Here is a 21401-nt window from a genome sequence, read left to right on the forward strand (position 1 = left end):
GTGGCGTCCCTGAGCTACGACCTCACGCTGGCCGGGCTCTCGGTCGGCGGCGCCGCGGCCCTCACCGGCATCGGTCTGATCGTCACCTACCGCGCGACCGGCGTCCTGAACTTCGCGCACGGCGCGACCGCCATGGTCTGCGCCTACGTCCTGCGCCAGTTGACGGCCGAATGGCACTGGCCGCTCGCACCGGCGGCCGCCGTCACCCTGCTGCTCGTGGCCCCCGGCATCGGGCTGCTCCTCGACCGCGCGGTCTTCCGCCCCCTGGCCGTCCTGGGCAGCGACCCGGCGCAGACCCTGGTGGCCTCGATCGGCGTCTTCGTGCTCCTCGTCGGCGGCGCGGCCCTCCTCTGGGGGCCGGGCGCCCGCGACGACGCCCCCACCCTGCTCTCCGCGGACCCCTGGGTCCCGCTGGGCGCGGCGGTGGCGCTGGCCGCGGCCGTCGGGGCGGTGACCCGCTGGACCCGCTTCGGCGGCGAGCTGAGAGCCGTGGTCGACGACCGGGGCCTGGCCGTGCTCCTCGGCATCGACGCCCGCCGGGTGGCAGCGGTGGGCTGGGCCTTCGGCTCCTTCACGGCAGGCCTGACCGGCGTACTCCTGGCCCCGTACGTGCGGCTGGACCCGTACGGCATGCCGCTGCTTGTGATGGAGGTGATGGCGGTGGCCGTGGCCGCCGGCATGCGCAGCCTGCCCACAGCGGTGGCGGTGGCCCTCGCCCTGGGGGTGGCCCAGAGCCAACTGACCCGCCTGCACCCCTCGGGCCCGCAGGAACAGCTCGTCCAGACGGCGGGGGCGAACCTCTTCGTGATCGCGCTCCTGGCAGCGGCCCTGATCCTCCCGGGCATCGGCTCGAAGGACGCGCTGCCCCGCACGGCGTCGGCCCGCGTTCCGGCGCCGCCGGGCGCCTGGACGGTGGCGACGCTCCTCTTCCTGATCCCCCTGGGCTTCGCGGGCCAGGACCTCACCACGGCGGTCCAGGTCCCGGCACTGGCGGTGATCCTCCTCTCCCTGGTGGTCGTCACGGGCAGAGGCGGCCAGATCTCCCTGGGCCAGGCGGCGTACGCGGGTCTGGGCGCGCTGTTCACGGCCCTGCTCGCCGCCGGCCGTTTCCCGGGGCTCCCTGAGCTCCCGCACCTGCCGGCCCTGGCGGTGGCGGTCCTCCTGGTCGCTCCCCTCGGCCTCCTCACGGGCAGACCGGCGATCAGCCGCCACGGCCTGGCGCTTGCGCTTGCGACCTTCGCCTTCGGCGTGGGCGTCAGCCGCTTCGTCTTCGCCCAGCCGTACGCGACCGCGGGCCTGACCCTGGACCGCCCGGCGGGCTTCCTGGGCGACCGGGCGTACTACGCGCTGGAACTGGCCATCCTCGCGGGAGCCGTGCTCCTGGTCACCGCCCTGCGCCGGGGCAGGACCGGCCGCGCGCTGGCGGCACTGCGGGACCACGAGGCGGGCGCTGCGGCGGCGGGCGCGGCCGTGCCCACCCTCAAACTGACGGCGTTCGTCACCGGGGCGGCGCTTGCGGCACTGGGCGGCGGCATGCTCGCCATGGGGCAGCAGGCCTTCGACCCCGGGGCGTTCGACCCCGTACGGGGCCTGCTCTGGTTCGCGGCGGTGGTGGTCCTCGGCTCGGACAGCCTCCTCGGGGCCCTGGCCGCGGCGGCCCTCCTGGTGGGCCTGGACGCGGGCACCAGGGGCGGCATGGCCGCCGCGGTGATCGGCGTCCTGGCCGTGCTGATCGGCCGCTTCCCCGGCGGCCCCTACGAGGCACTGCGCAAGGCCGCCCACCACGTCCGCCCCGACAGCCGCCCGCGCCTGACGCCCAGAGGCGAGGCGGCACGAGCGGCCCTGCGGCGGACCGAAAGCCCCCCTGCCCAGGACACGACGGACGTCGTGCAAGGCGAACGCACTGGACGGGGCCGCCGGGGCGAGCGGGCCGGAGCGACCGCGGCCCCCCTGACGGCCCACCACATCACGCTCACCTACGACGGCTACACGGCCCTGGACGACGTGTCGCTCACGGTCCTCCCGGGCCGGATCACCGCGGTGACGGGTGAGAACGGCGCGGGCAAGAGCACCCTCTTCCACTGCCTGGCCGGCACCCTCCGCCCCGACGAGGGCCGGATCACCCTGGACGGCAGGGACATCACCGGGCTCCCGGCCCATGCCAGGACCCGCGCGGGCGTGGCCCGCACGTTCCAGCAGCCGGCGCTCTTCGCCTCCCTGACGATCGCGGAGAACATCCAGGTGGCCGCGGACCAGTCCCCCCGAAGCACCCGCGGCACCACGGACCGGGCGCTGCGCCTGCTGAACCTGGCCCCCCACCGCGCGAGCCTCGCGGCGGACCTCCCCACCGGCACCCTGCGCCGCACCGAACTGGCCAGAGCCCTGGCGAGCACCCCCCGCACGCTGCTCCTCGACGAACCGGCGGCGGGCCTGGACACGGCGGAAGTGGCCGCCCTCGCCGTCCTCCTGCGCACCCTCGCGGCCGACGGGATGGCCCTGCTGATCGTGGAGCACGACCTCGCCTGGGTGGCGGACCTGGCCGACACGGTGCACGTGATGAGAGCGGGCCGCATCGTGGCTTCGGGCCCCGCCCACCACGTGCTGGACACGCCGGACGACGAACCGCGATGACCGGAAGGCGGGGACCGCGATGAGAGGCATGGAGCTGCGCGGCGCCCGCGTGCGCTACGGCCCCCTGGAGGCCCTGCACGGAGTCACCCTGGCCGCCCCTGCGGACACCGTGACCGTCCTGCTCGGCGCCAACGGCTCCGGTCGCACCACGGCCCTGCGCGCCCTGGCCGGCACGCTTCCCCTCACCGCCGGCGCGGTGCTCCGGGACGGCGAGGACATCACGCGCCGGCCGCCCCACGAACGCGCGGCCCGAGCGCTGACCTTCGTACCGGACCGCCGCGCGGTGTTCCCGACGCTCACCGTCGCGGAGAACCTGGAGCTGTCGGGCACCGGAGCGGACCTGGCCCGCGCCCTGGACGCCTACCCCGAGCTGCGCCCCCTGCTCCCCCGCCCCGCAGGCACCCTTTCCGGCGGCGAACAGCGCATGCTGGCCCTGACCCGCGCCCTGCTCACGCCCCGGCCCGAGGCCGGTCCTGGCCCCGGGACCACCCCCGTGGTCCTGATCGACGAGCCGGCCCAGGGGATGTCCCCACCCGTCGCTGCCCGCACCTACGCCCTGCTCGCCGCCCTGCCCGCCTGCGTGATCGTGGCCGAACAGCGTCTGCCGCCCGCCCTGCGCGAGAGCGCGGGGCGGGCGGCGGTAGTGGTGTACGAACTGCGCCGGGGCGCGGTCGTGTTCAGCGGGGAGGCTGCGGAACTGGACGCCGCCCGGCGGACCTCGCCGACCTCGACGGCCTCGGCGACGCCGACGAAGCCGCCTACGCCCCGCCCTTCGGGATGACGAGCTTCGTGCCGATGGACAGCATTCCGGGCCGGCTCCCGACCGCCGACCGGTTGGCCGCGTAGAGAGCCTTCCAGCCCCCTTCGACCCCGTACCGGTGGGCGATGGCGCTGAGACTGTCCCCGCGCTCGACGACGTACGTGCGCCGTTTCCCGCGGCTGGTCCGCTCCGGCTGCCCGGTCCTGGCCAACCGCTCGACCCCCACCTTCTGGGAGCAGGAGGGCCACGCCTTCCAGCCCTGGCTGAGCCGGATCTTCTCGGCGACCTGGATCTGCTCCTGCCTGGTGGCGAGGTCGGCGCGCGGCGCGTACTTCAGGCCGCCGTACGCCTCCCAGGTGGGCTGCCAGAACTGGAGTCCGCCGTAGTAGCCGTTGCCCGTGTTCGCGTTCCACCGGCCGTTGCTCTCGCACTGGGCCAGGCAGTTCCAGGCCCCCTTGTCGGCGGAGCAGGAGGCGTTCTCGTACGCGGTGGGCCGTGTCGGCGGAGCCGCGGACGCGACGGTGGGTGGCAGTGCCGCCACGGCCAGAACCGCGCCCGCGGCCACGGCCAGAGGCCGAATACGCCGGTGCGGACGACTGATGGGCGTCGGATGCGTCGGATGCGTCAGCTGCGTCGGATGCATCGGGTCACGTTATGCATATGAACGCCACTGCTCCGGCGCCCCGCGCCGCCCGGACCGCAAGCCCACCCGAACGGCGGCCCGGATCCCGAAAGGCGGCCCGGACCCCGAACGACGGCTCAGACCCTGAGCCGCTGCCCCGGCACGATGACGTCCGGGTTCCCGCCGATGACGGCACGGTTGACGGCGTACACGCGCTGCCAGGTGGTCCCGTGCCGGGCCGCGACGGCGCTGAGGGTGTCACCGCTCCGGACGGTGTGGTTGCCGGCGGCGCGCGAGGCCCCCCGGTCGGCGTGGCCGGAGCGCGGCTCGGCGGCCGCCCCGGGCGCCTTGAGCGACTTCGGCGCCGGTTTCGCGGCCTTCGGTACGGGCGCCGCGGCGGACGGCGCCCGGCCGTACGCACCCGCGCGGGCGGCGCAGGTGGGCCACGCGCCCCACCCCTGGGCCCGCTGGACCTTGGCGGCGACAGCGATCTGCTGTGCCTTCGACGCCTTGTCGGCGGTGGCCGCGTAAGCCCCTCCGCCGTACGCGCGCCACGTCCCCGCGGAGAACTGGAGCCCTCCGTAGTAGCCGTTGCCCGTGTTGATCTGCCAGTTGCCGCCGCTCTCGCACCGTGCGATGCGATCCCACACCCCGCCGTCCGCCGCGTCGGCCTGACCGGTCGCGGCGAGCAGTCCCAGCGGGGCGATGAGTGCGGCCCCTCCGATCACTGCCGTTCTGCGTATGCGCCTGGGCGTTGCGGACATGAAGATCCCTCTCGTCGTACCCGGGCGGTCCGCCCCCCGTCGAGCGGGGTGATCGGCGGACGTACCCGAGCGGTGCTCGCTGCACACGGCGGTGGAATCTAGGAGCCCGCTCGGCCCGGCAGCAACCGGTTCCCCGTCCGCACAGGCCAGTTGAGCGTTACTCAAGGTAGCGGCGAGTTCAGGCCACCCACTTCATTGCCCGATATCGGGATTTATACGCCCGTTGATCCATTGATCTGTGACTCACCTCACCTCCTCAACTCCCTTACGGCGTACGCCTGCTGGCGCGGAGTGATGCATTCCGCCACGCATCTCACCCTGCGCTGCGGACGGTTCGATTCCGTTCGCTGTGTTGCGTGACTTGCGCCACTGATCCGCCGTTGTCTTCCTATGAGCCGGGCGCCGTCCGGCTCATCACACCCGCACCAATCACCCCACGTGACAATCCCGAGGAGTCACCCGTGCCGCGCATGCTCGACGTCAGCGACGACGTTCGCGCCGAGATCGGCGACGAAGAAGCCGACCGGCTGCTCACCGGAGAGAACACGCCGGGCAGTTACGACTGCACCTCGTGCCGCACCCCGGGCGACTCCGGCCAGGAACGGACCAGCACGGTCCTGTTCGTCGGCGAGGAGACCGCCGTCCTCGCCTTCGCGCACGCCTCCTGCCTCCCCTCCCAGATCGTGACGGTCACCGAGGAGCAGCTCCAGGGCGCCGTGCGTTCGATCACCCGCGAAGGCGGCGCGGAGGCCGCCCGGGCCGTGCCGAGCCAGACCGCGCCCGGTCAGGACGCGCCGAGCCAGAGCGCGCCGCGCCAGGCCGTGCTCGGCGTGACCAGCGGCCTGGTCCTGATCGAGGGCGAACTGCGGCCCGCGCTCGTCGTCGAGCCCACCGGGCCGATCGCCCGCCCCGGCGCGGCGCCCGGCGGCGGCGACGACTTCCTGCCGCTCCTGATCGAGCAGGGCTTCATGCCGGTGACCTCCCTCCACACCGTGCCGCCCGTCCTGCACGGCTGGTCCGTCCTGCTCGGCATGGGACAGCTCCACGCCGTCTTCCAGCCCGGCCCCCACGGCAGCGCGCCCGTCGCCTGGTGGCAGGCCCACCAGCCGCTCCAGGTCACCGAGGACTGGCGGGCCGCGGTCAACAAGACCCAGACCGTGCTGCTCTACGCCGCTCCCGCGGGCTCCATCGGCCGCCAGCCGCGCGAGGACCTGCTGCGGGACGCCCTGGACGAGGCGGCCGCCCGCGGGCTGCTCGCCGCCGGGTCCATGCCGCTGGCCGGGACCTGATCACCCGAATGGCCGCGGGGGTCACGCCCGGACCCCCGCATCCGTCGGGCGGCGGTTTCGTTGGCACAGACGTGCACACATACGACCCCTCCCGCTACCGCCCGGCGTACCAGACCCCGATCCCGTCCATGCGCACCGCGCCGGACACGATGGGCGAGCGCTCGGCCACACCGATCTACGACACGCTGTACTCGGAGTACCGCAGAGCCTTCCGCGCCCTCCCGGGCGACCGGACCGGCGAGGAGGATATGGGCTTCACCGCGTTCGGCACCGGGCCGTACGGCGGACAGCGCGACGGACGGCACGACGCGCGCCCGTACGCCTTCGGCCAGTTCCACCTGGGCCGCTACGGCCGGCAGGACCACTACGCGACGGGCCTCCACCCGATCCCCGCGGCCCTGCCCGCGGCCCCGCGCCGCGAGCGCTGAGCTGAGCTGAGTACGCGAGATGCCCGGCCCCTCAGAACCGGGGCCGGGCATCTCACGTACGTACTACTTCTTGCGGCCGCGCTTCTCGCGCACCCGGACCGAGACGTGGATCGGCGTGCCCTCGAAGCCGAACTCCTCGCGCAGGCGGCGCTCCAGGAAGCGGCGGTAGCCCGCCTCGATGAAGCCCGACGCGAAGAGGACGAAGCGCGGCGGCTTCGTGCCCGCCTGCGTGCCGAAGAGGATGCGCGGCTGCTTGCCGCCGCGGACCGGGTGCGGGTGGGAGGCGACGATCTCGCCGAGGAAGGCGTTCAGCCGTCCGGTCGGCACACGCGTCTCCCAGCCCGCGAGGGCCGTCTCGATCGCGGGGACGAGCTTCTCCATGTGCCGGCCGGTGGTCGCGGAGACGTTGACGCGGGGCGCCCAGGCGACCTGGGCGAGCTCGGTCTCGATCTCCCGCTCCAGGTAGTAGCGGCGCTCCTCGTCGAGGGTGTCCCACTTGTTGTACGCCACCACGATCGCGCGGCCCGCCTCGACGGCCATCGTCACGATGCGCTGGTCCTGCACGGAGATGGACTCGGAGGCGTCGATGAGGATCACCGCGACCTCCGCCTTCTCGACGGCCGCGGCGGTGCGCAGCGAGGCGTAGTAGTCGGCGCCCTGCTGGAGGTGGACGCGCTTGCGGATGCCCGCCGTGTCGACGAACTTCCAGATGACGCCGCCCAGCTCGATGAGCTCGTCGACCGGGTCACGCGTGGTGCCTGCCATTTCGTTGACGACCACGCGGTCCTCGTTCGCCACCTTGTTGAGCAGCGAGGACTTGCCGACATTCGGACGGCCGATGAGCGCGATGCGGCGGGGGCCGCCGATGGCCGTGCCGAAGGTCTGCTCGGGCGCCTCGGGCAGCGCCTCCAGGACGGCGTCCAGCATGTCGCCGGTGCCGCGGCCGTGCAGCGCGGAGATGGGGTGCGGCTCGCCGAGGCCGAGGGACCACAGGGCGGTGGCGTCGGCCTCGCCGGACTGGCCGTCGACCTTGTTGGCGCAGAGGACGACGGGCTTGCCCGCCTTGCGCAGGAGGCGGACGACCGCCTCGTCGGTGTCGGTGGCGCCGACCGTGGCGTCGACGACGAAGAGCACGGCGTCGGCGGCCTCGATCGCGTACTCCGCCTGGGCGGCGACGGACGCGTCGATGCCGAGCACGTCCTGCTCCCAGCCGCCGGTGTCGACGAGCTTGAAGCGGCGGCCCGACCACTCGGCCTCGTACGTGACGCGGTCGCGGGTCACGCCGGGGCGGTCCTCCACGACGGCCTCGCGGCGGCCGATGATGCGGTTCACCAGGGTCGACTTGCCGACATTGGGGCGGCCGATGACGGCGAGCACGGGCAGCGGGCCGTGGCCCGCCTCCTCGATGGCGCCCTCGACGTCCTCGACGTCGAAGCCCTCCTCGGCGGCGAGCTCCATGAACTGCGCGTACTCGGTGTCGCCGAGCGCCCCGTGGTCGTGCTCGGCGAAGCCGTCGCCCTCGGGCTGGATCTGGTCGCTCATGAAGTCCGTACCTCGTCGTTCATCGTGGTGATCGGTGCGCGGGTCCGCGTTTCGGTTCAGCGCACTACTTGATAAGTCTCGCTCAGCGCCCGGTCAGGCGCCTGGCGTTTTCCAGGTGGCGGGAGAGCCGCTCCTGGATGCGCACGGTCGCCTCGTCGAGCGCCTTGCGCGTACGCCGTCCGCTGCCGTCGCCCGCGTCGAAGGGGTCTCCGAACACGACGTCGACCCGGCTGCGCAGCGGGGGAAGCTGCTTTATCAGCCGTCCGTTCCGCTCGGTGCTTCCCAGGACCGCGACCGGAACGATCGGGGCCCCGGAGCGCACCGCGAAGTACGCGAGCCCGGCGCGCAGCGAGGCGAAGTCGCCGTCACCCCGGGTGCCCTCGGGGAAGATGCCGAGGACGCCGCCCTGCCCCAGGACGCCGAGGGCCCTGGTGATGGCCGTGCGGTCGGCGCCCGAGCGGTCCACCTTCACCTGGCCGATGGCGTCCAGGAACGTGCCGAGCGGCCCGATGAACGCTTCCTTCTTGATCAGGAAGTGCGCGGGCCGGGGCGCGACGCCCATGACCATCGGGCCGTCGACGTTGTGCGCGTGGTTCACGGCCAGGATCACGGGCCCGTTCGCCGGCACCCGCCAGGAGCCGAGCACCCGCGGTCTGAACAGGCCGTACATGAGGCCGACGCCGATCCGGCGGCCGACCTCGGCTCCCCGCTCGGAGGCGCCGCGTCCGGCGGGAGCCTCGCTCACTTCTCGGCCCGCTTCTCCTCGACGAGGGTGACCACGCACTCTATGACCTGCTGGAGCGTGAGCTCGGTGGTGTCGACCTCGACCGCGTCGTCGGCCTTGGCCAGCGGGGACGTCTTGCGGCTGGAGTCGGCCGCGTCCCGCTTGATCAGGGCTTCCTGGGTCGCCTTGACGTCGACGCCCTTGAGCTCGCCGGAGCGGCGGGCGGCGCGCGCCTCGGGCGAGGCGGTGAGGAAGATCTTCAGGTCGGCGTCGGGCAGCACGGTGGTGCCGATGTCACGGCCCTCGACGACGATGCCCTTCTCGGCCGACTCCGCGATCCAGCGCTGGAGCTCGGTGATGCGGGTGCGGACCTCGGGGACGGCGCTGACCGCGCTGACCTTGGAGGTGACCTCGCTGGTGCGGATGGGGCCCGAGACGTCCGTGCCGTCGACCGTGATGGTCGGGGCCATCGGGTCGGTGCCGGAGACGATCCCGGGCTTGCCCGCGGCGTCGGCGATGGCGCCGGGGTCGGTGAGGTCGATGCCGTTGTGCACCATCCACCAGGTGATCGCCCGGTACTGGGCGCCGGTGTCCAGGTAGCTGAGCCCGAGCTGGGCGGCGACGGCCTTGGAGGTGCTCGACTTGCCCGTGCCGGAGGGGCCGTCGATGGCGACGATCACGGCTGCCGGGGCGGCGTTTTCTGCGGTTTCCACGGGGCTGCGGACACCTTTCGCAGTACTCGGGGCGGGGTGGCGGGGCGTGGGCACGCCCCGCACAAGGTTACTGGCTCGCGCGCCCTGCCCCGACAGCCCCTTCCGCCCGCCGCCCACGGCCGCCCAGCGGCGCCCGATGGCGCCTGATCGCGCCTACTGCCGGATCGACCAGCCGCGCTCGCGCAGCGACGCGCTGAGCACGGGCGCGGCCTTCGGCTCGACCATGAGCTGCACGAGGCCCGCCTGCTGACCGGTGGCGTGCTCGATGCGTACGTCCTCGATGTTGACCCCCGCCCGGTCCGCGTCGGCGAAGATCCGGGCGAGCTGGCCGGGCTGGTCGTTGATCAGCACCGCGACGATCTCGTACGCGGCGGGCGCCGAGCCGTGCTTGCCGGGGACCCGGGTCCGGCCCGCGTTGCCGCGCCGGAGCATGGTCTCGACGCCGGTCGCGCCCTCGGTCCGCTCCGTCTCGTCGGCGGACTGGAGGGCGCGCAGGGCCGTGACGGTCTCGCCCAGGTCGGCGGCGACGTCGGCGAGGAGGTCGGCGACGGGTCCGGGGTTGGCGGAGAGGATGTCGATCCACATCCGGGGGTCGGACGCGGCGATGCGGGTGACGTCGCGGATGCCCTGGCCGCAGAGGCGTACGGCCGTCTCGTCGGCGTTCTCCAGGCGGGCGGCGACCATGCTGGAGACCAGGTGCGGCATGTGCGAGACGAGGGCGACCGCCCGGTCGTGGGCGTCGGCGTCCATGACGACGGGGACGGCACGGCAGAGCGCGATGAGCTCCAGGGCGAGGTTGAGCACCTCGGTCTCGGTGTCGCGGGTCGGGGTGAGCACCCACGGCCGCCCCTCGAAGAGGTCGGCGGTGGCGGCCAGCGGGCCGCTGCGCTCGCGCCCGGACATGGGGTGCGAGCCGATGTACGCGGTGAGGTCGAGGCCGAGCGCTTCGAGCTCGCGGCGCGGCCCGCCCTTGACGCTGGCCACGTCGAGGTAGGCGCGTGCGGCGCCGCGCCGCATGACGTCGGCCAGGGTGGCGGCGACGTGCGCGGGCGGCACGGCGACGACGCAGAGGTCGACGGGGCCCTCGGGGGGCTCGTCGGTGCCGGCGCCGAGCGCGGCGGCGGTGCGGGCCTGGGCCGGGTCGTGGTCGACGAGGTGGACGGTGACGCCACGGGAGGCGAGGGCCAGGGCGGCGGAGGTGCCGATCAGGCCGGTGCCGATGACGAGGGCGGTTCTCACTGGGCGATGTCCTTGCGGAGTGCGGCCGCGGCGCCGAGGTAGACGTGCGCGATCTCGGAGCGGGGGCGGTCGGTCTCTATGTGGGCGAGGAGCCTGACGACGCGGGGCATGGCGCCCTCGATCCGGATCTCCTGCGCGCAGATCAGCGGTACGTCGACGATGCCGAGGGCGCGGGCCGCGGCGGCGGGGAAGTCGCTGTGCAGGTCGGGGGTGGCGGTGAACCAGATGCTGATCAGGTCCTCCCCGGTCAGCCCGTTGCGCTCCAGGACGGCGGTGAGCAGCGCGCCGACCTGCTCGCCCATGTGTCCGGCCTCGTCCTCGTCCAGCTGGACGGCGCCCCGGACCGCTCGTACCGCCACGTCACCGCTCCTCGTATCGCCCGCGCACTGCATGTCCCGTCAAGGGTAGTCAGCGCCGCGCGCGCCGGGGCCCGGCGCCCGCCTGCCGAGACACGCCGCGCGGGACCGCCTGGACTCCCGCGAGCCGTGGCTCACGCGTCCCAGAGGGCCCCGAGGGCGAGGAGCTCGTCCCGGTACTCGATTCGCTCCGTCCACTCGGCGGGCCACGCGTCCGCGCCGAGGTGGGCGCCCGCGAAGGCGCCCGCGAGGCAGGCGATGGAGTCGGAGTCGCCCGAGGTGCAGGCCGCGCGGCGCAGAGCGGTGACCGGTTCGTCCACGAACTGGAGGAAGCACAGCAGGCCGGTGGCGAGCGCTTCCTCGGCGATCCAGCCCTCGCCCGTGGCCAGGCAGGGATCGGTCTCCGGGTTGGCGTGCCTGAGCGCGGCCTCCAGGCGTTCGAGGGCCGCCAGGCACTCGTCCCAGCCGCGGGCGATGAACGCCCGGGGCGTCGGCGCCTCGCCGCGGGTCCACAGCTCGCCGAGCCACCGCTCGTGGTACGTCTCCCGGTTGTCGTACGCGTAGGAGCGGAGCAGCCCGACCAGGCCCGTCGGTTCGGCGCCCTCGGCGAGCAGGCGTACGGCGTGCGCGGTGAGGTCGGACGCGGCGAGCGCGGTCGGATGGGCGTGGGTGAGCGCGGACTGGAGCTGGGCGGCGCCGGCGCGCTCCTCGTCGCTCAGTCCGGGGACGAAGCCGATGGGCGCGACCCGCATGTTGGCGCCGCAGCCCTTGGAGTGCGGGCTGCCGGCGCTCCGCCACTCCCGCCGCTCGTCGGCGAGGAGCTCGCAGCCCTGGACACAGGTGGTGCCGGGGGCGCGGTTGTTGTCGGGCGAGACGTTCCACGCGACGAACTCACGGCGCGTGAGCAGCGCGAACCGCTCGGGGTCCGGCTCCCGCACACCGGTGGCCCGCACCGCCCTGGCAAGGGCAAGTGTCATCTGGGTGTCGTCCGTCACGATCGCCGGCCGCGGCAGCCGCATCTCCCGCCACGGTCCGGACTTCGCGAGGATCGACGGCACGTCGTTGAACTCGGTCGGGAAGCCGAGCGCGTCCCCGAGGGCGAGTCCCATGAGGGAGCCGGTGGCCGGGCGCTTCACGAGGTGTGTCCTTCCGCGGCGGGGCGGAGCAGGGGCGGGTGCAGGGTGGTGGCCGTGCCCGCGCGGAAGAGGGCCGCGGGCTTGCCCCGGCCGCCGGTGAGGCGGGCCGCGCCCGGGACCGCCTCGACGAGCCCGGCGGTACCGACGACCTTGCGCCGGAAGTTGGCGGGGTCGAGTTCCGCGCCCCACACGGCCTCGTAGACCTGGCGCAGCTCGCCGAGCGTGAACTCGGGCGGGCAGAAGGCGGTGGCGAGCCCGGTGTACTCCAGCTTGGCGCGGATCCGGTCGTAGGCGTCGCCGAGTATCCGGTCGTGGTCGAAGGCGAGCGGCCGGTGGGCCGCCGGTTCGTACGGCAGCCAGGCCGCGCCGGCCGCGTCGCCGCCGGCGCGCGCCTCCGGCAGGTCGGGCACGAGCGCCGCGAACGCGACGGAGACGACCCGCATGCGCGGATCGCGGTCCGGCTCGCTGTAGGTGCGCACCTGCTCCAGGTGGAGGCCGCTGACGTCCGCGAGCCCCGTCTCCTCGGCGAGCTCACGCTGCGCGGCGCTCTCCGCGGACTCGTCCGGCAGCAGGAAGCCGCCGGGCAGCGCCCAGCGGCCCGCGTACGGCTCCTGGCCGCGCTCCACGAGCAGCACGTGCAGTGCGCCGTCGCGGATGGTGAACACCGCGAGGTCCACGGTGACGGCGAACGGCTCGAAGGCGTATTTGTCGTAGGTATCGGACATCTCGGACACAGACATGCCCGCCCACCCCCTTAAAAGTCGTTACGACTATAAAGAGGGTGGGCGGGCAGCCACAAGCCCCGCGGACCGGAAAGATCTCCAGGTCCGCTCGCGGGTCGCCTACAGGTCGACTTCCTTCATCAGCATCCCGACCTCCGTGTTGGAGAGCCGCCGCAGCCAGCCGGACTTCTGGTCGCCCAGGGTGATCGGCCCGAACGCCACCCGCACCAGCTTGTCGACGGGGAAGCCCGCCTCGGCCAGCATGCGGCGCACGATGTGCTTGCGGCCCTCGTGCAGGGTGACCTCGACGAGGTAGTTCTTGCCGGTCTGCTCCACGACACGGAAGTGGTCCGCGCGGGCGTAGCCGTCCTCCAGCTGGATGCCGTCCTTGAGCTGCTTGCCCAGGTCACGCGGGATCGGACCCACGATGTGCGCGAGGTAGACCTTCTTCACGCCGTACTTCGGGTGGGTCAGGCGGTGGGCCAGCTCACCGTGGTTGGTGAGCAGGATGACGCCCTCGGTCTCGGTGTCGAGCCGCCCCACGTGGAAGAGCCGCGTCTCGCGGTTGGTCACGTAGTCGCCCAGGCACTGGCGGTGCTCGGTGTCCTCCATGGTGGAGACGACACCGGCGGGCTTGTTCAGCGAGAAGAACTGGTACGACTGCGTGGCGACCGTGAGGCCGTCCACCTTGATCTCGTCCTTCTCGGTGTCGACCCGCAGCCCCTGCTCCAGGACGATCTCGCCGTTGACCTCGACACGGGCCTGGTCGACCAGCTCCTCGCAGGCACGGCGCGAGCCGTAGCCCGCGCGGGCGAGGATCTTCTGGAGACGCTCGCCCTCCTGCTCGGCGCCGGGGAAGGTCTTGGGCGTGCTCACCTTCGGCTTGTCCGCGTACCGGTCGCGGTTGCGCTCCTCGGCACGGGTCTCGTACTCACGGGAGCGTGCGGGGGCCGACCGGCCGCCGCGCTGCTGTCCCTGCTTGGGGCCGCCCTTGGCACCGCCGCGCGCGGAGGCGCCGCGCCCGGACTTCGGGCCGGTCCGGGTGGCGCCGGCGCCCACGTCGTAGCGGCGCTCCTCGGGGCGCGGCTTGCTGGGCCTGCTCGGCTTGTCGTCGCGCTTGTCGTCGCGCCTGTCATCACGCCTGTCGTCGCGCTTGTCGTCGCGGCCACTACCGGCACCCCGGTAATTGCCGCGGCCACCGCTGCTGCCGCGGCCGCCGCTGTTGCCACCACGGCTCCCGCCGTTGTTTCCGCTGCTGTTCCTGCCGCTGCTGCTTCGCATCAAAAGTTCCGTTTAGTCGGCTGCGTCCTCGTAACCCGGCGCATCGGGTGCGTCCGGGTCGAACGACGGAACGCCTTCCTGGGTCTCGGCCTCGATCGCGTCCGCCTCGGGGAGGAAGGGCGCGAGCTCCGGCAGCTCGTCAAGGCCACGCAGGCCCATCCGCTCCAGGAAGTAGTTCGTCGTCCTGTACAGGATCGCACCTGTTTCGGGTTCCGCGCCCGCCTCCTCCACCAGACCCCGCTGGAGGAGGGTGCGCATCACGCCGTCACAGTTCACCCCGCGCACTCCGGAAACCCGCGAACGGCTCACCGGCTGGCGGTACGCGACGACGGCGAGGGTCTCCAGGGCCGCCTGGGTGAGCCGCGCCTGCTGCCCGTCGAGCACGAAGCCCTCCACGGCGGCGGCGTACTCGGGACGGGTGTAGAACCGCCAGCCGCCCGCCACGAGCCGCAGCTCGAAGCCGCGCTGCTGCACGGTGTACTCGTCGGCCAGCTCGCGCAGCGCGTCGGCGACCGCGCGCCGGGGCCGCTGGAGGATCTTCGCGAGGTGCTCCTCGGTGGCCGGCTCGTCGACGACCATCAGGACCGCCTCCAGGGCGGGCCGCAGCTCAAGGGCGGCGACGGTGGCCGTCCCCGCGGGGTGCTCGCTCACGCCTTCTCCTCCATCGGCTCGGGGGCCCGGTCGAACTCGTCGGTCACGGTCGGCTCACCGGCGCCGTCCGGGCCGGTCCACCGCACCATCAGCTCGCCCAGGGGGTCCTCCTGGTCCAGGGCGACGGCCTTCTCGCGGTACAGCTCCAGGAGGGCCAGGAACCGGGCCACGACGGTCAGCGTGTCCCCCGCGTCCGAGACGAGCTCCCGGAAGCTCGCCTCCCCCCGCTCGCGCAGCAGGGCGACGACAAGCCCGGCCTGCTCGCGCACGGACACCAGCGGGGCATGGATGTGGTCGACGTACACCTGCGGCTTCGCGCGCGGCTGCATGGCCTTCACGGCCAGTTCGGCGAACCCCTCGGCGCCGATGCTGATGACGACCTCGGGCAGCAGCTCGGCGTGGTGCGGCTCAAGGCCGACCGTGCGCGGGTAGCGCCGCGCCTCGTCGTCGAGCCGTCCGCTGAAGATGTCCGCGACGTGCTTGTACGCGCGGTACTGGAGCAGCCGCGCGAACAGCAGGTCCCGCGCTTCGAGCAGCGCCAGGTCGGCTTCGTCCTCGACCTCGGCGGCGGGAAGGAGACGGGCGGCCTTGAGGTCGAGCAGCGTGGCGGCGACGACGAGGAACTCGGTCGTCTGGTCCAGGTCCCAGTCGGGCCCCATCGCCCGGATGTGCGCCATGAACTCGTCGGTCACCTTGGAGAGCGCGACCTCGGTGACGTCCATCTTGTGCTTGGCGATCAACTGGAGCAGCAGGTCGAAGGGGCCCTCGAAGTTCGCGAGCCGGACCGTGAACCGCCCGTCACCGGGTTCGCCGGACTCGGCGGGGGCCGGTGCGGCCCGCGGGACCGCCACGGCCTCCGGCTGCGGCGCCGGCTGCGGCTCCGAAGCCTCCGCGGGAGCGGGAGCCGTCCCGGGCCCGCGCCCCAGGGCGCGGCGGCGAGCGGGCGGCGCGGATTCACTGTTCAGGGCCATGAGGCCAGAAACGCTACTCCTACCGCCCGCGCAACCGTCGTACGAGGATGCTCGCGTCCCCCCGCGACTCCAGATCCGCGAGGACGACCGCGACGGCCTCCCGCACGATCCGGCCGCGGTCGACCGCGAGCCCGTGCTCACCGCGGAGCACGAGACGCGCGTGTTCGAGGTCCATCAGCTCCTCGGCGGAGACGTACACGGTGATCTTCTCGTCGTGCCGCTCACGTCCGCTGGGCCGCCGGTTGGCCGCCCGGGCCCGCCGCCGCGCCTGGGCGGTGGAGGAGCCGTTCTTGCCGCCCTGAGGGGCCGTGCCGTCCTGCGCCTGACCGGCCTCGGACCGGCGCCCGGCGCCCTTGTCCGTCTCGCCGGACGCCGCCCGGCTGCGCGACTCCGCGCCCGACTCGGCGTCGGTGGCCGCGTGCTCCGCGGGCTCACCGCCGTCGCCCTGCGCGGCCTCGCCGGCCGCCGCGGTCTCGTCGCTCTCGCCCGCCGGAGCGGGCACCCTGGCGTCACCGTTGGCCGGACGCCGCGGCGACGACGACTGGAGGGCCATGCCCCCGGTCGTGCGGAACAGTTCGTCGGCCCCCGGCAGACTCACTCGGCGTGACACCGGGCGAGCACCTCCCTGGCGAGCTGACGATAGGCGGCCGCGCCGACCGAGTTGGAGGCGTACGTCGTGATCGGTTCACCGGCGACCGTGGTCTCGGGGAAGCGGACCGTGCGCCCGATGACCGTGTGGTAGACGTGGTCGTCGAAGGCCTCGACGACGCGCGCGAGCACCTCACGGCTGTGCACCGTGCGGGAGTCGTACATCGTCGCGAGGATGCCGTCGAGCTCCAGCTCGGGGTTGAGCCGCTCCTGGACCTTCTCGATGGTCTCCGTCAGGAGGGCCACACCGCGCAGCGCGAAGAACTCGCACTCGAGCGGGACTATCACCTTGTGCGCGGCCGTCAGGGCGTTGACCGTGAGCAGGCCGAGCGAGGGCTGGCAGTCGATGACGATGTAGTCGTAGTCCTGCATCAGCGGCTTGAGCGCCCGCTGGAGGGTGGACTCGCGCGCGACCTCGCTCACGAGCTGCACCTCGGCGGCCGACAGGTCGATGTTGCTCGGCAGCAGGTCCATGTTGGGGACCGCGGTCTTCAGGAGCACCTCGTCCGCGGACATGCCGCGCTCCATGAGGAGGTTGTAGACCGTGAGGTCCAGCTCCATCGGGTTCACGCCGAGGCCGACCGAGAGGGCGCCCTGGGGGTCGAAGTCGACGAGCAGGACACGGCGTCCGTACTCCGCGAGGGCGGCACCCAGGTTGATGGTCGACGTCGTCTTGCCGACGCCGCCCTTCTGGTTGCACATCGCGATGATCTTGGCGGGCCCGTGGTCGGTCAGCGGGCCGGGGATCGGGAAGTACGGCAGCGTGCGCCCCGTGGGGCCGACGCGCTCGCGGCGCTGACGGGCCGCGTCGGGCGCGAGCGTGGCCGCGTACTCCGGATCGGGCTCGTACTCGGCGTCGGGGTCGTAGAAGTGCCCCTTGGGCAGTTCCTCGTAGTCGGCGAGGTGGGTGTGGGTCTTATCGCCACTCCGGTCGCCGGCCATGGCGTTCACGTGATGGCCATCCATGCTCTGGGGTGCTGGCTGTGTCGGCTGGGGGCTCTGCCGGGCTTCGAAGGTTCGGACAGCGACGGAGCCGACAGCCTCGAGTCCCACGGGCCCTTGGCCTCGCTCAGACGTTCCTGGTTGACCACCCCCGGGAGCAAATGTCGACTCATTCACAAGTCGTCTTACCTCCTTGGTGACCAGGGAACTTCTCGATAGGTCAGCGTGGCACCATGCCGACGGTTGGCGACTCTATGGCGTGTCACCGGTCCACAGCAACACAATCCGCCGGACCGGGCCCGATGTGTCGGCAAAGGGACACAGCGATGTCAAGGGCGTGCGGCTTGCCAGTGGCACGTTTCCGGGGTGGGCGAAACGGTTAAAGGGTTACGTTCAAGGCGAGTTGAGCGTGTCCACACTGATACGCATACGGCCGGACCCCTCTCAAGGTCCGGCCGCGGGCGTGAGATTGACGACTCTCGTTGACGAAAGCGTCGGTGACCGACCGGAGTCGGTCACGGGGTCAGCCGAGGAGCGTCTCCAGCTCGACGTGCTCAAGGCCGTGGGACTCCGCGACCTCCCGGTAAACGACCTTGCCGTCATGGGTGTTGAGACCCAGGGCGAGCGCCGGGTCGCGGCGCAGGGCCTCGGCCCAGCCGCGGTTCGCCAGCTCGACGATGTAGGGCATCGTCGCGTTGGTCAGCGCGTAGGTGGAGGTGTTGGGCACCGCGCCCGGCATGTTGGCGACGCAGTAGAAGACCGAGCCGTGGACCGGGAAGGTCGGCTCGGCGTGCGTGGTGGCGTGCGAGTCCTCGAAGCAGCCGCCCTGGTCGATCGCGATGTCGACAAGGACACTTCCGGGCTTCATGCGCGAGACGAGCTCGTTGGTGACGAGCTTCGGGGCCTTGGCGCCCGGGATGAGGACGGCGCCGATGACGAGGTCGGCCTCCAGGCAGGCCTTCTCCAGCTCGAAGGCGTTGGAGACGACGGTCTGGATCTTCGTGCCGAAGATCTTGTCGGCTTCCTTGAGCTTGTTGATGTCCTTGTCGAGCAGGGTCACGTGGAAGCCCATGCCGATGGCGATCTGCGCGGCGTTCCAGCCGGAGACGCCGCCGCCGATGACGACGGCCTTGCCCGCGGCCACGCCGGGGACACCGCCCGGCAGGACGCCGCGGCCGCCGTTGGCGGCCATCAGGTGGTAGGCGCCGACCTGCGGGGCGAGGCGGCCCGCGACCTCGGACATCGGGGCGAGCAGCGGGAGCGCGCGGCCCGCGGTCTCGACGGTCTCGTACGCGATGGCGGTCGTGCCCGACTCCAGGAGCGCGTCCGTGCACTCCTTGGACGCGGCCAGGTGCAGGTAGGTGAAGAGGGTCTGGTCCTTGCGGAGGCGGTGGTACTCCTCCGCGACGGGCTCCTTGACCTTCAGGAGCAGGTCGGCGGTGGCCCAGACCTCATCGGCGGTGTCCAGGATCTTCGCACCGGCCGAGACGTACTCGGCGTCCGTGATCGAGGAACCGACGCCGGCGTTCCGCTCGATGACGACCTGGTGGCCGTGGCGCACCAGCTCGTGCACACCGGCCGGGGTGATGGCCACCCGGAACTCGTTGTTCTTGACCTCGCGGGGGATGCCGACCTTCATCGTCGATCACGGTCCTTGGCTCAGGGGATATCTCGGGCAATGCACTACAGACCGGTGCACCGATGGGCGCAACGGGAGACGCCACGGATGTACGCGGCGGAGCCAGTCTAATGAAGGATTTCTCGCTGTCTAGCCTTTCAATACTTCAATCTTCTGAGGATGTGCTGCGGATTTCGTAGGCGGAAGACCCTGCTCCACCGTTCGTTTCAAGCCCGGCGGTCTCCGGCGGGCCCGTTCCGAGCATGCGATCGGCCGCATTCCTGTGCAGCCGGGCGGCCGTGGGGTCGCCGAGCCGTTCCAGGGTGTCCGCGAGGCGGAGCTGGAGCGCGGCCTGCAGCCGTACGTCCTCGGCGTGCCGGGCCAGCTCGACCGCCTCCTGGCAGGTGCGCAGCGACTCCTCGGGCCGCCCCGCGTACTCCTGCACGCGCGCCATCTCGCTCAGCGCCCGCGCGTGTGCGGCCACGTCGCCGTTCTTGCGGTACCCGGTGACGGCCGAGCTCCAGTTGCGCAGCGCCTCGCCGTAGCGGCCCGCGTAGGTGTGCACGGTGGCGATCCGGCCGTAGAGCCGGGCCGCGTCGGCGCGCTCGCCGCGGGAGAGGCGGTGGGCGAGCGCCCTGCCGTACCAGTCGGAGGCCCGTGACCAGTCCCCCAGCTCGTGGTGCGCGCCGCCAACGGATTCCATCGCGCGTCCGGTGGCGTACGGGTCGTCGGCCTCCCGGCCCGCGTCGAGCGCCGCCCGGTAGCGCGCGAGCGCGTCCCGCGTACGGCCGGTCCGCGCGTCGAGATCCGCGAGGTTGAGCAGCGCGGCGGCCCGCTCGCGCGGGAGCCTGCGCCGCTCGGCCACGCCGAGGACGAGCTGATGGATGGAGTACAGCTCGGGGGCGGCGGCCTGCTGGCCGCGGTGGGCGACGAGGGCCCGGGTCAGGGCCGCCATCAGGCGACGCGCGAGGGTGTCGAGCTCCCCGTCGGCCACCGCGAGGCGGGCGGCGGCCAGCAGGGCGGGCTGCCGGATCCGCAGCCACTCGGCGGCGGCCGCCGGGTCGGGGAAGCGCAGGGCGCCCGGCAGCCCGGCGAGCAGCTTCTGGGCGGCGGAGCTGTCGGTCTCGGTCACCGCCCGGCAGGACTGGAGCAGCCGCACGGTCCGCTCCAGCATCCGGGCGCGGGCCAGCTGGAGCTCGGCGGGGCGGTCCTGGGTCTCGGTCAGCCGCCGCAGCAGCGGCACCAGGCAGCCCGGCACCTCGTACTGCGGAAGGGGTGACTCCACGGGCCGTACGAGGCCGAGGGCGGCGAAGTCGTCCAGGGTGTCCTCGGCCGTGGCGACCGAGCAGCCGGCCAGCGCGGAGGCGGTGTGCGGGTCGACGTATCCGGCCGGGGCCAGGGAGAGGAGCCGCAGCATCCGGGCGGGCGGCCCGGCGAGAGTGGCGTAGGTGTGCCGGAAGACGCGGGCGAACGCGGGCCCGTCGTCGGGCAGGTCGAGCAGCCGCTTCGCCAGATCGGCGACGGCGGCCTTGGGCCGGGCCGCGAGCCAGCCGCCGGCCAGGACGAGGGCCGCGGGGTGGGCCTGGCAGGTCTCGACGAGCGCCTCCGCGGAGCGCGGGTCCACGGTGATGCGCACGGGCCCCGCGGCGCGGGCCAGCAGTTGCACCGCGGCCTCCTTGTCGAGGCCGCCGAGGGTGCAGGGCCGCACGTCGGGGATGCCGGTGAGCGGGCCCTCGGAGACGGCGACGACCAGGCAGTCGGGCGTGTCGGGGAGCAGCGGCTCGACCTGTTCGGCGTCGGCCGCGTCGTCGAGGAGCAGCAGCGCCCTGCGTTCGGCGAGCGCGTCCCTGAGGATGTCGGTCAGCTCGTCCTCGTGCGCCCCGGCCGGCGCGGGGACGGACAGGGCGTCCAGGAGCGCCCGGGCGGTGCGTTCGGTGGGGACGCGGGTGCCGTCGGGTTCGGTGAGACAGGCGCGGACCACTCCGTCGGGGTACTCGCGGGCGATGCCGCGCACCAGCGCCTCGGCGAGCGAGGTGCGGCCCGAACCGGGGCGGCCCGCCACCAGCAGGACGCGTGCGCGGGGCGCCTTGCGGCCCGACAGGGTGTCGAGTCCGGCGCGGTCGATGTCGGCCCTGAGCTCCTTCAGCTCCCGCCGCCGGCCGACGAATCGAACCGCCGTGGGCTCCGGCACGGCACCGGCCGGCAACGGCACCGTGCCACCCGCCGCCGCACCGTCGGTGTCGACCGCCTGATCCGTCACGGGCCACGCTCCCGTCCGCCTGCGCACGAGTCCGCCCGGAACTCCGGGCGGGACGCTTTCAGAGCCTAGTTCAGGCCCTGTCGCCCTCCCGGCCGCGCGGCGCG

General features: G+C 73.1%; 20 protein-coding genes. 4 read left to right on the forward strand and 16 right to left on the reverse strand.

The window, feature by feature from the left end:
- Nucleotides 1-2631, forward strand: coding sequence for an ABC transporter permease subunit (locus ACRAKF_RS09675; protein WP_447036528.1), 2631 nt, complete (start codon nt 1-3; stop codon nt 2629-2631).
- A gap of 19 nt (nt 2632-2650) precedes the next feature.
- Complete coding sequence (locus ACRAKF_RS09680; protein WP_447036529.1) at nt 2651-3412, forward strand: ATP-binding cassette domain-containing protein; 762 nt, start codon at nt 2651-2653, stop codon at nt 3410-3412.
- On the opposite strand, the gene ACRAKF_RS09685 is transcribed toward ACRAKF_RS09680, so the two are convergent.
- Nucleotides 3390-4034 carry a LysM peptidoglycan-binding domain-containing protein gene (locus ACRAKF_RS09685; RefSeq protein WP_447036530.1) on the reverse strand — a complete coding sequence of 215 codons (645 nt, stop codon included), beginning with the start codon at nt 4032-4034 and terminating at the stop codon, nt 3390-3392. The genes ACRAKF_RS09680 and ACRAKF_RS09685 overlap by 23 nt on opposite strands.
- Before the next feature lie 116 nt (nt 4035-4150).
- Nucleotides 4151-4777 (reverse strand): LysM peptidoglycan-binding domain-containing protein, encoded by a 627-nt coding sequence (locus ACRAKF_RS09690; RefSeq protein ID WP_447036531.1) that lies wholly within the window; start codon nt 4775-4777, stop codon nt 4151-4153.
- Between the two features lie 461 nt (nt 4778-5238).
- On the opposite strand from ACRAKF_RS09690, the gene ACRAKF_RS09695 reads away from it, so the two are divergent.
- Together ACRAKF_RS09695 and ACRAKF_RS09700 are read left to right on the forward strand one after the other, a co-directional pair.
- The gene (locus tag ACRAKF_RS09695) at nt 5239-6066 is read left to right on the forward strand and encodes a hypothetical protein (RefSeq protein WP_447036532.1); all 828 of its coding nucleotides are present in this window, start codon (nt 5239-5241) and stop codon (nt 6064-6066) included.
- Between the two features lie 71 nt (nt 6067-6137).
- Nucleotides 6138-6494: a hypothetical protein gene (locus ACRAKF_RS09700; protein ID WP_447036533.1), complete on the forward strand. Its 357-nt coding sequence runs from the start codon at nt 6138-6140 to the stop codon at nt 6492-6494.
- Nucleotides 6495-6557: 63 nt separating this feature from the next.
- On the opposite strand, the gene der is transcribed toward ACRAKF_RS09700, so the two are convergent.
- The 14 genes from der to ACRAKF_RS09770 form a co-directional block, all read right to left on the reverse strand.
- Complete coding sequence (gene der / locus ACRAKF_RS09705; protein ID WP_447036534.1) at nt 6558-8036, reverse strand: ribosome biogenesis GTPase Der; 1479 nt, start codon at nt 8034-8036, stop codon at nt 6558-6560.
- A gap of 82 nt (nt 8037-8118) precedes the next feature.
- The gene (locus ACRAKF_RS09710) at nt 8119-8820 is read right to left on the reverse strand and encodes a lysophospholipid acyltransferase family protein (RefSeq protein ID WP_447036535.1); all 702 of its coding nucleotides are present in this window, start codon (nt 8818-8820) and stop codon (nt 8119-8121) included.
- Nucleotides 8778-9473, reverse strand: a complete 696-nt coding sequence (gene cmk, locus ACRAKF_RS09715) for a (d)CMP kinase (RefSeq protein ID WP_447036536.1) — start codon at nt 9471-9473, stop codon at nt 8778-8780. The genes ACRAKF_RS09710 and cmk overlap by 43 nt, the downstream gene beginning before the upstream one ends.
- Before the next feature lie 153 nt (nt 9474-9626).
- On the reverse strand, nt 9627-10712 hold the full coding sequence (locus tag ACRAKF_RS09720; RefSeq protein ID WP_447036537.1) for a prephenate dehydrogenase: 1086 nt from the start codon (nt 10710-10712) through the stop codon (nt 9627-9629).
- Nucleotides 10709-11071 (reverse strand): chorismate mutase, encoded by a 363-nt coding sequence (gene aroH / locus ACRAKF_RS09725; RefSeq protein ID WP_447036538.1) that lies wholly within the window; start codon nt 11069-11071, stop codon nt 10709-10711. The genes ACRAKF_RS09720 and aroH overlap by 4 nt, the downstream gene beginning before the upstream one ends.
- A gap of 131 nt (nt 11072-11202) precedes the next feature.
- A complete protein-coding gene (locus ACRAKF_RS09730; protein WP_447041900.1) occupies nt 11203-12177 on the reverse strand; it encodes an ADP-ribosylglycohydrolase family protein in 975 nt (324 codons plus the stop codon).
- Nucleotides 12178-12200: 23 nt separating this feature from the next.
- On the reverse strand, nt 12201-12944 hold the full coding sequence (locus tag ACRAKF_RS09735) for an NUDIX hydrolase (RefSeq protein WP_447036539.1): 744 nt from the start codon (nt 12942-12944) through the stop codon (nt 12201-12203).
- 102 nt (nt 12945-13046) lie between these two features.
- Complete coding sequence (locus ACRAKF_RS09740; RefSeq protein ID WP_447036540.1) at nt 13047-14207, reverse strand: pseudouridine synthase; 1161 nt, start codon at nt 14205-14207, stop codon at nt 13047-13049.
- 12 nt (nt 14208-14219) lie between these two features.
- The gene (gene scpB / locus ACRAKF_RS09745) at nt 14220-14858 is read right to left on the reverse strand and encodes an SMC-Scp complex subunit ScpB (protein ID WP_447036541.1); all 639 of its coding nucleotides are present in this window, start codon (nt 14856-14858) and stop codon (nt 14220-14222) included.
- A complete protein-coding gene (locus ACRAKF_RS09750) occupies nt 14855-15829 on the reverse strand; it encodes a segregation and condensation protein A (RefSeq protein ID WP_447036542.1) in 975 nt (324 codons plus the stop codon). The genes scpB and ACRAKF_RS09750 overlap by 4 nt, the downstream gene beginning before the upstream one ends.
- A 19-nt stretch (nt 15830-15848) precedes the next feature.
- Nucleotides 15849-16439 (reverse strand): hypothetical protein, encoded by a 591-nt coding sequence (locus ACRAKF_RS09755; protein ID WP_447036543.1) that lies wholly within the window; start codon nt 16437-16439, stop codon nt 15849-15851.
- Nucleotides 16424-17596 (reverse strand): ParA family protein, encoded by a 1173-nt coding sequence (locus tag ACRAKF_RS09760; protein WP_447036544.1) that lies wholly within the window; start codon nt 17594-17596, stop codon nt 16424-16426. The genes ACRAKF_RS09755 and ACRAKF_RS09760 overlap by 16 nt, the downstream gene beginning before the upstream one ends.
- Before the next feature lie 346 nt (nt 17597-17942).
- On the reverse strand, nt 17943-19058 hold the full coding sequence (ald, locus tag ACRAKF_RS09765; protein ID WP_447036545.1) for an alanine dehydrogenase: 1116 nt from the start codon (nt 19056-19058) through the stop codon (nt 17943-17945).
- A gap of 145 nt (nt 19059-19203) precedes the next feature.
- The gene (locus ACRAKF_RS09770; protein ID WP_447036546.1) at nt 19204-21297 is read right to left on the reverse strand and encodes a tetratricopeptide repeat protein; all 2094 of its coding nucleotides are present in this window, start codon (nt 21295-21297) and stop codon (nt 19204-19206) included.
- Between the last annotated feature and the right edge of the window lie 104 nt (nt 21298-21401).

The sequence above is a fragment of the Streptomyces sp. DSM 118878 genome (assembly GCF_052936595.1).